This is a genomic window from Desulfopila aestuarii DSM 18488, from assembly GCF_900143695.1.
In the GTDB taxonomy this organism is placed as follows: domain Bacteria; phylum Desulfobacterota; class Desulfobulbia; order Desulfobulbales; family Desulfocapsaceae; genus Desulfopila; species Desulfopila aestuarii.
This window is the reverse complement of record NZ_FRFE01000018.1, coordinates 69667-81190: the sequence shown is the minus strand read 5'-3', so window position 1 is coordinate 81190 and position 11524 is coordinate 69667. Positions and strand designations below refer to the sequence as shown.

The 11524-nt window shown below is 50.9% G+C and carries 11 protein-coding genes; 2 read left to right on the top strand and 9 right to left on the bottom strand.

Translation table 11 applies throughout. The features are described 5' to 3' along the window. Positions 1-84 precede the first annotated feature (84 nt). The 8 genes from BUF15_RS16830 to BUF15_RS16795 all read right to left on the bottom strand — a co-directional run bounded on the left by BUF15_RS16830 (position 85) and on the right by BUF15_RS16795 (position 7149). Complete coding sequence (locus tag BUF15_RS16830; RefSeq protein ID WP_073614877.1) at positions 85-303, bottom strand: hypothetical protein; 219 nt, start codon at positions 301-303, stop codon at positions 85-87. A gap of 17 nt (positions 304-320) precedes the next feature. After that, positions 321-695, bottom strand: coding sequence for a hypothetical protein (locus tag BUF15_RS16825; RefSeq protein ID WP_143170751.1), 375 nt, complete (start codon positions 693-695; stop codon positions 321-323). Further along, the gene (locus BUF15_RS16820; RefSeq protein ID WP_073614875.1) at positions 655-993 is read right to left on the bottom strand and encodes an STAS domain-containing protein; all 339 of its coding nucleotides are present in this window, start codon (positions 991-993) and stop codon (positions 655-657) included. The genes BUF15_RS16825 and BUF15_RS16820 overlap by 41 nt, the downstream gene beginning before the upstream one ends. A 92-nt stretch (positions 994-1085) precedes the next feature. Continuing rightward, complete coding sequence (locus tag BUF15_RS16815) at positions 1086-1481, bottom strand: ATP-binding protein (RefSeq protein ID WP_073614874.1); 396 nt, start codon at positions 1479-1481, stop codon at positions 1086-1088. Between the two features lie 4 nt (positions 1482-1485). Further along, positions 1486-2001, bottom strand: coding sequence for a Crp/Fnr family transcriptional regulator (locus BUF15_RS16810; RefSeq protein WP_073614873.1), 516 nt, complete (start codon positions 1999-2001; stop codon positions 1486-1488). Next, positions 1976-4507, bottom strand: a complete 2532-nt coding sequence (locus BUF15_RS16805) for an ABC transporter transmembrane domain-containing protein (RefSeq protein WP_234981203.1) — start codon at positions 4505-4507, stop codon at positions 1976-1978. The genes BUF15_RS16810 and BUF15_RS16805 overlap by 26 nt, the downstream gene beginning before the upstream one ends. A gap of 26 nt (positions 4508-4533) precedes the next feature. Next, entirely contained in the window at positions 4534-6330 is a 1797-nt protein-coding gene (locus BUF15_RS16800) for a SpoIIE family protein phosphatase (RefSeq protein WP_073614871.1), read from the bottom strand. A gap of 207 nt (positions 6331-6537) precedes the next feature. Then, on the bottom strand, positions 6538-7149 hold the full coding sequence (locus BUF15_RS16795) for a PAS domain-containing protein (protein WP_073614870.1): 612 nt from the start codon (positions 7147-7149) through the stop codon (positions 6538-6540). 577 nt (positions 7150-7726) lie between these two features. Here BUF15_RS16795 and BUF15_RS16785 point away from each other — a divergent pair. Together BUF15_RS16785 and BUF15_RS16780 are read left to right on the top strand one after the other, a co-directional pair. After that, positions 7727-7912: a hypothetical protein gene (locus BUF15_RS16785; RefSeq protein WP_073614868.1), complete on the top strand. Its 186-nt coding sequence runs from the start codon at positions 7727-7729 to the stop codon at positions 7910-7912. A 288-nt stretch (positions 7913-8200) separates the two neighbouring features. Further along, complete coding sequence (locus tag BUF15_RS16780; RefSeq protein WP_073614867.1) at positions 8201-9271, top strand: GTP pyrophosphokinase; 1071 nt, start codon at positions 8201-8203, stop codon at positions 9269-9271. Between the two features lie 44 nt (positions 9272-9315). Here the strand turns inward: BUF15_RS16780 and BUF15_RS16775 are convergent, their stop codons facing one another. Further along, positions 9316-11208, bottom strand: a complete 1893-nt coding sequence (locus BUF15_RS16775) for an anthranilate synthase family protein (RefSeq protein WP_073614866.1) — start codon at positions 11206-11208, stop codon at positions 9316-9318. Between the last annotated feature and the right edge of the window lie 316 nt (positions 11209-11524).

Genomic DNA, 11524 nt, shown 5'->3' with positions numbered 1-11524 from the left:
TGCCCAGCATTGCTAAAACCAAAAAAATGCAGGCAAGTCGGAATCCCCGACCATACCCTCATCGTATGGACATAGCTATTGAGGTTATTTCTGCCGGGGATCCCGGCCCGTCTCAAACATCTCAAACAGTTCATAAAACATTCTGCCCACGGCGCTGTAATGCGTCACAGAACCGGAACCGGCATAAGACTTGGTCAATTCCATCGCCTTGATGAAACTCTCATGACTCTCTGAAGTATGCGGCTCTTTCAACGCCTTGACCAGTCGCTCGCCGATCTCATCTACTTCTACTGCTTTTGTCATATTCTCCTCTCCTGCTATCAGCCATGCATCTTCTTCCAGCTATCAAAAACTGCGGCAATACCTGCCTGCTCAGCCTTCTGGTACAATGATTTCAGAACACCATCCATTCGTTCGATATGGTGAGGTCGAACCGGCATGGTCCGTTTCACCGCGGTGATCTCCCAATTGTTGCGGGCTATATGCCTGCTAGCCCGCGCTCCGGCCAGCGAACCGTCTTCAGCAAACACAATAACCGTGGCCAATGCCCCGGAACCCGTTGTCAATCCGGGAAGTTTACGGTTCGCCCGTACCTCATACTGCATGAAATACGGATACGCCCCTGGCAGTATTGTCGGCGCCGCTTCCATACCTTCACTCATCAACCCGATCGACAAACCCGGCCACAGTATCATAGATGCTGATAAAGCTATCAAAGCCTGAAATCTCGAAAACCTCCCGCACATGATCCTGCATGCAACAAGCCGCAAACTTCCACTCCACCTCCCGAAAGACCTTGGCGGCATTGAGCACCACCCGCAACCCGGCACTGGAAATATAATCGAGTTCATCAAAGTCGAGAAGCAGATGCCTCCCGGGAGATTTCAAATATTCTGCCAGACACTGTTCAAAATCCGGGGAAGTCGTGGAATCCAGACGCCCAATTGGTCTGACAATGTTAATATTTTTTTCCTGCGAGACTGTATACTCCATGCATCAACCTCGATTCTTCAGTTTACTGATAAAGCTTATTTTTCGTAACATAAGCAATTATTTGCCACAACCAACTGGCCGGGCTGCTCTTTTTAAATTTTTTTCGTCAGAGTCACAATATTTACATCTTTTTCACGCCTGTAGGCCAGAGTGTCGGTATAGTGTTTCACCAGATGTATACCCAGCCCACCCGCACACCGGTCTTCAAGCGGCCGACAGGTATCTACCTCCGACGCCAGGGTCGGATCGAAGGGACGTCCGTCATCACAGATGGTGATCGCCAACTCGTCCCACTCCTTGTCCAGCTCAACCTCGATCACCCTGCCGCCACCGTGCAGTATCGCATTGGCCACCAGTTCTTCCAGCACCAGGATAATCTCACACATCTGCCGATCAGTGCACATAATTGACTGCTGCAGGCTTTCCACAGTTTTGCAGAGTGAACCCAGCTGGTCGATTGTCGCCTGTATCTGTAACTTGACCTTCATTGTATCACAAGAGTGTTACGCCAACTTTTTGCAGACAACAGCTCTCAAGCTCCTCGATATTGGCCTGCTCCCAGCGCCTGAGCTGCTTGAGGATGGCCTTTCGTAGCAACGGCCCCAACTCTTTATGCTGGTCCATTACCTTACTGAACTGTTCTCGGTTGACGATGAGCAGCCGGGTGGTGGTCGTCGCCTTCATGGTAAAAAGCGACGGCATGGGCCCAATCAGAGAGAAAGTCCCGAGAAACTCTCCCTGATTATAGCTCCTCAACCGCTCCTCGCCCTTGTTGCCTTCCCGGTAAACCGCAAGCTCACCTGTGACCACGGCAAAGGCAATTCCCGGATCATCGCCTGTTTCAAACAGTATGTCTCCTTCTTCATAGTCGCCACGGACCGAAAGATAGGCAAGTAGTTTCATCACTTCAGGAGGAAATCCCTCAAAAAAAGGCACCTCTTTTAAGATCTCCAGATTTTGCTGCAGCTCTGGCACGGGTCTGTTACCGTTTTCCTGAGACCAGCTCATAAAGCACCCCCTTTTTCTCCATCAGTTGGCCATAGCCGCCGAATTCAATAATTTTGCCGGCCTTCATAACCGCCACTCGATCGTAGTTCCGGATGGCATCCAGGCGATGCACCACGGAAATAACCGTGCGTTTTCCCTTCCAGCGCGTCTCTACCAGCCGCTGGATACGAGCCTGTGATTTATTATCTAAAGCGGACGTCGCCTCATCCATGATGACGATGCGCGGCTGCTTTAACAGCACCCGGGCAATAGCCAGTTTCTGCCGTTGCCCGCCGGAAAGCCTGTCTCCCATTGAGCCCACCTGAAACTCCATGCCGATACCGGCGATCTCCTCCAGAATATCCTCTTCAATCAGCAGCTGAATGATCGCCTGGTTGATTTTTTCCTGAGCGTGGCCCAGGCTGGTGCGAATTCTTCCGAAAAAGATATTGTTCAGGATCGTTTGACCATAGATGTATTCGCTCTCCTGATAATGATTGAAACGTCCCGGATAATGCTCGTCGCACCAGCGAACCCAGGCGGCCCGTCCCGCCAGTATTCCGGCTTCAAGCTCGGATGTGAGGCTTGCGGTCTTGTGCACACCCGGAATAAATCCCAATGCCAGCTTCAGCAGATAAACCTGGTCGGGGCCCAAAAGACCTTCAAGCCGGTTTCCGGTACGCTTCAGTCGCTCAAGCAGGTTCTTACACTCTTCAAGGCCACCGGCTGGAACAGGACTGAAGGAATAGAACATGTCGACATCATCGAATCCGGCGAGGATATCGATGGTCTGGCGGGCCTGCTCCACCCCCAGCTCCAGTAGCGTCTTCAAGAGCCCGGCATATTCAAGAAATGAAAAAAAGTCGCGGTGCTCCGTCAGGTTGTCGATGCTGAGCTGGCGATCAACGGAAGAGCCAAAGAGAATATTGTCGGCAATGGTCGAGTAGTAGAGAAAGTGATCCTGCTGATAGAATTCCACATAGCTGGCCAACCGCCTGCCAAAATTCTCCCGAAATTTTTCGCGGATACGGATAATTTTCGCGATCATCTCGCTATCGTCCTGCTTGAGGCTGCTCTCCAGGCCAAAGCGCATCACATCGACGAAAAGCCCCGCCTGCTGCAGGGCGAAAATCAGTCGATCAAGCTTCGGTTCGAGATAGAGCTGATCCTTCCCGACCGGCCTGCCAATCTCATGCATGGCCTGCTCAGCATAGATGAGGTTTTCCCTAATCGTACCGGTAAAGACAAAGGGATTCTGGGAGATATAACCGATGTTGGCGACGATCTCCTTTTTGGTCAACGTCTCCAGCTCCTGGTCGTCGATAGTGATAGAGCCGCCGGTGTAGCGGTGCATCCGGGCAATACACTGGACCAGGGTTGACTTGCCGCTGCCGGAAAAGCCCACCACCGCCAGGTGCATTCCCGGCTCCAGAAGAAAGTTCACCCCTTGCAATAGTCGGACTCCTTCACTCGTTTCAAAGAGCAAATCCTTCACTTCAATTCTACCGTTTAACTTGTCGTTCTGATCAGTTACCTCTTCTGGATCAAAATCGGGCTCAACCGAGAACTGATCCATGGTCCGATAGTAGCGGACCCTCGCGTCTTGATAGACCTGGTAATAGTCGATCAGTTCCTTCCACGGGTCGTAGAGTTTTTCCTGGGCGGACAAAAAGGCCACCATAGCACCCAGTTCGAGCTCGCCCTGCATGATCAGATAGCCGCCGAACAGAAACACCACAAAGGGACCAAGACTGACAAAAAAGTTGTTGGCAGTCTTCATGCTGAATTTGAGAAAACTCCAGCGTACCCGAACTGTCTGTAACACATCGGCTATCCGACCGAATTTACTGTTTTCCCGGGGATAGGCACCATGTACCTGCACCTCCTGGATACCGGTAATCGATTCAGCGATCTGACTGGAAAGCTCGCGTGACAGATCAACCCTGGAAGAGTTGGCTCTGTTGGTTTTCTTTTGTAACCAGGGCAGCAAAAAAACGATCACCGGATAGATGGTGAGCGTGGCCAGAGCCAGCATCGGGTTTAACCAGAGCAGATATCCGGCAAAGGACAGCAGAGTCAGAACGTTGGTCAACGGGGCGGTAATGGCCATGCCGGCAAAAGTTCCAGCAGTACTCAGTTCAGTAACCAGGGACGACACCACCATACCCGGCTGGGTCTTGCGAAAAAAGGAGAGCGGCAGGGTGAGAATGTGACGATACAGCTCCCGACGCATCGCCAGCATGGCCCGCTCACCGACGATGGTCTGCAGATAGTTGATGGCCAATTTCAGGCCGCTGGACAAGGCCACCGAGGAAATGTAGATCAGGCTATAATTGATGAGATTGTCAAACTGTCGAAGGGCAATCGATTCGTTGATGATCCGCTTCTGCATCTCAAGCGGCACAACCCGGGCAGCGACCACCACTACAATCAGCACGAGCATCAACAACTGCAGCCCCACATTGCCGTTGATAACCCAGTAGAACAAGGACTTATCGGTAACAGCACTCGCCTTTTGCGTCTTCACTTTGTCATCCTGTCTGGACATCCCTGTCATTGTGGAATACGACCATCATCAGTTTTGACCACTACAAGGGTCACATCATCCACTTGATTCAGACCACCACGGAATGCATCCACCGCCTCAGTTATGGAACGTATAATATCTTCGGCACTCCGATGGCTGTTTTCAGCAAGGAGGTTGCGAACCCGCTCTTTTCCAAAACTTTCTCCCTCGCTATTCTCAGTCTCCCACACCCCGTCACTACCCAACAAAATAGCCAGCCGGCGACCATCGATATCCATGCTGTTTTCTTTAAACCGCCAGTCGTTGTCAAAACCCAACACCAACCCCTCGCCATGAAGTTCCGAAAACTGGTGCGTATCCATATCATACACTATCGCCGGATCATGGCCACACCGCACCCAGTGCAGCTCACCACTGACAGTGTCGATAACCAGATAGAACAAGGAAACAAAAGCACCCGATTGTTCGGTATCCCGACAAAGGATTTCATTCACGTCACCGATCACCTCAACCGGATTACCGGGAAGGGAGGTCCGACAGCGCACAATAGCCCTGATCGATGCCATGAGCAACGCCGCTCCTATGCCGTGCCCCACCACATCGCCAATCACCACACTGAGCCGGTGAGAATCACGCCGATCTGGCAGGAGATCGAAATAATCCCCACCTGTTTCCTCCGAATAGATACTACAGCCGCTGACATCAAGGCCGTCTACACGGTAGCTCGACTGCGGCAGCAGGTTCTGCTGCACTTCCCGAGCAACGCTCATCGCCTGCTGGAGCTGTAGCCGCTCCTGCAGATGCTGAGTCATGATATTGAAGTTTCGGGTCAATTCACCTACTTCATCGAGACGGTCTTCGACCAATGGCTTACCGAAATTGCCACAGGCCAACTCACGGGCTGCCGCCGATACCCCCCTAATAGCCCGGGCCGTGCCGCTCGATGCCGTTCGGATAAGCAGGAGGGCGATGATAATGCCGAGTCCTATAGTGGTGAAATAGTAGTTTCTAAATTGTAATAACTGCTGAAATGCGACCTTGCCCGGTGCGATCACCACCATGGTCCATGGCGCTTCATGCAACCGGTAAAAACCGCTCACTTCAACAGGCGGCATGCCAACGCCGAACACCGTGCCGAAATCCTTTTCCTGCAGGGCCGCAAGCGTTTTTTCCTCTATTTCATTATCAACACCGAAAGATTCACCCACTGTCTGGGGTACTCCCTGGACCGTGGGAGCGGTACGGGTGAGGACATTGCCGCGCTGGTCCACCAGATAGGCCCGATTGCTCTGCCACCAGGAGGCCTTAACCATGGTATCTACCAGGTCAAAAAAGGATATCTTCACCTCGATATGCCCAATATTTCGATCGTCCGCATCCTTGAATTCACTCACGAGGGAAACAGTCTGACCGTTGAAATCCGCATCATATACCGGTGGTGTCACCTCAAGCGGTTTCATCTTACGAAAAATTCGACCACCCATATGGCCCATCTGCGACGGACTGGCGGCAAGAGTAGAGCCGGGACTACCGGTTTCATCATTCCAGACCATGTCCACCTGCACCACCCCTTCTATGTTATTCAATTGATCGAGAAGGAATTGTGAGAGATTACGATTGAACTTTTCGCCTGCCTGCTCCTGAAAAAGCATCAGCAACCGCTTGGGACGAAGCAGCCGCATATCCACCTCATGGGCTGCCGTCTGCATCCTGGCGATGGCGGTTTGCTCCCACTGCGAAAGCAGGGCCTTGCGGACCAGGAGCAGACTGCTTACGCCCATGACCAGCAACACCAGCAGCGTCGGCAAAATCAGAAAAAGCATGTTTCGCTGCTGCAGTGTGCGTGGTTGCAGAAATGATGGAATTCTGAGGACCATGATGGGCTCGGACCGTATAGTAGTTAGGAGAATTGGAAAATCGTCCTCTTACTATACCGGGAATGTAGGGAAAATGATAACAGGAATTATAGAAGCGAATGGCCGGCTTACATCGGCGATACAATCCTCAGAAGCCCTGGCCAGAACCAAACGTCAATTACGCAACGAAACCCCGGGAAAGAGTTTGCGGAAACAACCTGGGCACATACCATGGCTAAAAAGTACACCCGCATTATCGGTCATGAACTTTTCTATCCGCTCCCAATCGCCGTCCTGGTTGCGAATGTTCTTGCAGGATGAACAGATAGTGAGAATCCCGTCGAGGCCTTTCAGCCAGGAAAGAGTTCTTCTCAGTTCTGCAATGGTTTCATCAGCCTCATGCATCTGCTGCTGTTCTTGGGTGACGTTTCTGGCAATATGCACCACCCCGAGCAGCTCGCCATTTTCATCGTGAACAGGCGAACAGGTCACGAGCAGAGGCATACCGATATGTTCATCGTCCACCAGTTCCGTCACCGGTCGGATCTCTTTGCACAAACGCACCTGGGGACAATTAGGCCAGTTGCTTTCACGATTGTGGAAAACCGAGTAACAGAGGTTGCCGATCAGCTCCTCTTCTCTCCGACCAAGAAAGGCGCAGAGGGCGCTGTTGACCCTGACAATACGAAAGTCCCGGTCATGAACCGACACATAATCGGAGATTGAATTGAAAATATTTTCTATATCAAAGTTCTGTATGCTGGCAAGCGCCTGTTTCGAGCTCATTTCCCATCCATATGTATGATTCGTTCACTCCAACAGGCCCGATCCATCCCACTACGGGATTCCATTCACCCAAGATGAATCAATCCTGCACAACCCGACAATCATGGCGCTTGCCACGAAGGGCCTAAAACGACAACAACAAAAACAGAAAATACTATATTATTTTGATAATATACCGACCAGTTCTCCTTGCAACAGACGTTTACATACTCTCACACCTTCACACTCTTTGCAACACTCCAGTAATTTTTTTTGCGCATCATCCCAAGCACTTGTGCAAAATATGCACCCGCATGTTGTGCGTATGGCGTTTGACCACAACCTTTTTTCCTAGGACAAACGCTTGCCCGAAAGGCTCTGGTAACCACTCGACAATAGTGCGTATTGAAAAATTCCTCCCGTTTTAACAGCTCCTTTAAGGTTTTTGTAAGAACAGCAAAGTATATCTGGATAACATACTGATATTGATATGTGCTCATGCTGACAAGGTACCGAACGGACCAGTCAAAAACATACATTACTTAGCTGAACTGTTGATTCTCGTTGTTTTTTACGAAACCAACACCTGGAGAGAGAGATGACCCCTGAACAACGTTACGATCTGGCCATAGAATGGCGACTTACCAGCAACCGTATGAAAGAAATTATCAAGGAAGAGTACAACAAGAAATATGGTACCAACACCTCAGATGAACAATGGGAAAGCTACCTGATAAAAGCGTTGAACATTGAATCTTTCTGGAAATCTGTGGGGTTAATGTAACACTTATCAAGACCCGGGGTGGTTCTTGCACGATGGTTGTCACTCTGCGGCAATACTTCACCAGAGTCACCCCTCTCACCTCATGTTGTTCTCTCTAACTCATCCAGCATAACGCCCTGATGCAGTGCGATCTATCCGACGGGAAAAGTACCTGTCGGTACTATTTTCACGCATATCTCATCCACCTGCGTGGTGAAATGTTTCCTTGACTCCCCTCGCAACCTTTGCAATAGTGGGTCCGAAACACGGCAACAAGTCCCACACTCAAGCCAATAGAATAGGACCATCATGGCATCTCTTGATTTCGAACAGGAAAAGATCGCCTTCCGACAATATTACGACGCCAGTCTCAAACATCTGGTCGACGCCAAAAGCGCCTATATACGTTTGATCAGCAACCTGATCAAACGTTTTGACCCCGGCGAAGTGACCAAGATCGAAGGGCGGGTCAAAGATCGGGAAGAATGCATCAAGAAGTTTCACCGTAAATACCAGAACCAGCTGGAGGCGGCGGAGCATCCTTATGAAATCAAGGATTTCATCTCCGATCTGATCGGCATCCGCATCGTCTGCCTCTATGAGGACCAGATTCCCCAGCTCTCCGAGATGCTGCAGCAGCACTTTCACATACTTGACATCACCGACCGGATTTCTTCTGTGGAGTCAACCGAAGACTCGTTCGGCTATAAGGGGTTGCACATGGATCTGGCCCTGGGAGCAAATATGGCCTCCCTGGCAAAATACCAGCCGTATGCCGACCTTACCTTTGAAGTGCAGATCAGGACAGTTATCCAGGATGCCTGGAGCATGCTGGACCACAAGATAAAATACAAAAAGTCGATCCCCAACGACCTCAAGCGACGCATCAATATCCTTTCAGCACTGTTCGAACTTGCCGACCGGGAGTTCAAGGAGATAAGGAACGCCACCACCGAGCTGATCGAGATGGAGACCGAACTGCCCATCAGCGATTCGCTCGCCGAAGCACTCGACAAGCAGGACAAACGCTGGCTGGTGGCGAGTGCCAAGACCATCAACGCCTTTAATTTCCTTCGAATCGCTGATCATTTCTTCCGCGATTTCGACTTTCAGGATTACAAGGTGGACGGCTTTGTTCACGATATTTTAAAACTCAATCATGATTTCCAGAAATCAGACCTCCACAAGTGCTTAATCGACAACCTGAAAAGCGTACGGGAATACCGGGATCAGTTTCTGGCCGACAACCCCGACAAATCCTTTAGCCCCTACACCATGATCCGTCACTGCCTCTATCTCTACGATCCCATAACGTTCGACCGCATCCTCTCACGGGGGGTCAAAGAGCGCTTTGCCGAGTGGCTGAAAAGCGCCCAGTAACCTGTCTCGGCCGATATTTGTTTACGCTGGCCGCCACATTGAGACTATTGTCCTGACGTCTCAGCAGCGAGCAAATACCGCACCGTCTCCTGCAGGATAGTGTAGCCGTTCTTGGTGAGCAGCGATTCGGGATGAAACTGGTAGCCGACAAAATGGCTGCCCCGTACCCCGATCAGTTCGCCAAGTTCCGGCAGGATTGCCTTTTCCAATTCTGGCAGGATGTCCGCCGCCTGAGGGGCAAAGGTGTTGTAAAAGCCCACCAACTCCTCTCGCCCGAAGAGATTGACTCTGAGTTGTGAACCCTGCAGCGGCAGGGCCTTGCGCCGAACCTCAAAGCCAAGATTTTTACAAAGGATCTGATGGCCAAGGCAGATAAAGAGTGCTTTTTTCTGACGCCTCAACAGTTCATCTGCAATTTTCATGTTGGTGGCAATTTTGGGGACATCTGCCTCATTGGGATTGCCGGGGCCCGGACCAAGCAGGGTTATATCACCGCTGTCCCGCTCAAGATCATATTCATCATAGCGGACTACCGTGGTGGCAATACCCATGCATGTGAACATATGACGGAGCATATAGACAAAATCATCCTCGTTATGGATGATGGTGATACTCAGCGGCTGGCCGCCCTGGACGATACCGCCGCTTTCCTGCTTGAAAAACCAGAAATTCGAAAGATTCTGGTTGCGTTGCACCATTGTTTCGATGATTTCGTCGTCATTGTAGAGCCGTGTCAACATTGGCGGGGTGACATCTCGTCTTTCTGGCTGGAGGATCGAGGCGAAAATAGCTGCCCCCTTGGCCCGGGTCTCGGCCACCTCTTCCTCCGGCACCGAATCCTTCACCAGAGTGGCGCCAACGCTAACATACATTTTCCCTGTCGTATCGATCTCGGCAGTCCTGATGGTGATAGGGGAATCGAGAAAATCATGACCTCCTTCATCTCTGCCGATCAGCATCATGGCGCTGCCGTAATATCGTCGTGAGCTGCTGGAATATTTGGCGATGATATTGCATGCGTTCTCCACCGGGCTGCCCACCACCGTAGCCGCATACATCGAATCGGTAAAGAGTTCGAAGATATCCTTGTCGCTTTCACCGGCCAGCAGGTACTCCGAGTGGATAAGCCGTGACATCTCTTTTAAAAGCGGCCCGACGATAGCCCCACCCCGGTCGCACATCCTGGCCATCATCTTCAACTCCTCATCCACCACCATGAAGAGTTCATTTATCTCCTTTTGATCGATGAGAAATTTCAGCAGATCCGCCTTAAACGCTTTTTGCGAAGCCCAGTTGCGATCCTTCCGGAAAGTGCCGCTGATAGGGTTCATCTTCACCCGCCCCCCCTGGACCAGCAGATGACGTTCCGGGGTCGAACCGATGAAAAAACGTGAAGTGTCGTAAAAGATAAACTTCCAATAGGTGCCGTAGTCGTTTTCAAGGAGCGAACGAAAGATCGTCATTGCTTTCGCCACTGAGAAATCCTCAATTTGTCCCGAGGCGTTTCGAGGCACAACGAAGTTGGCGCCTTCACCGTTGCCGATCTCCTTTTCCACGATATCGCGGATGATAGAGGCGTATTCTTCTTCAGTCGAATCGTAGGCTATTTCCTCAGCGAGGTTTATCTTCTCCTGAGGCAACATTTGCATGAAGGTTTTAGCATCCACCTCCTCTTGATAGTTAACCCGGATGGTTAAAATTTCTTCACCATCATCCCGTGCGGTATACCCCCGCTCTCGTATCTGGCAGAATGGCACCACACTGATGGTATCGTAGATGCATTCTCCATCCGTAGGGGCTTTGCTTCTCGGGATTTCTTCAATTTGACGGCAGCGCATGCTCTCACCGACAAGAATGAGAATTTCATCGCTGTCCTGCTTCTGAATAATGGAAAAGGCGGTGGAACCGGTATAGAGTTCTCTCAGCAATTGTTGCATTTTTGCTCTCCTGAAACATGGGTTTTGACCTCTCTATCCAGATCCGGGGCCCGAAACAAATACACAAAAAAAGGCCCATACAGACCTGAAGTCGGTCTGTATGGGCCTTAAATCACCTAAAAAAAAAGGAACTCCGCTACATTCGACCTCCGTCGCCATATCCACGCCAGCTGCGCCAGCAACGCCAGTTGGTGTTGCGCCAGACAGGCAGGAGAATGGGGGAGGTTGAGATCGTCATGCGATAATATTGTCGTTAAGATGTTGTTGTGGTTGATCGAAGAATGCTCGACTTTGAGAAAATTGTCAACTGCCATTC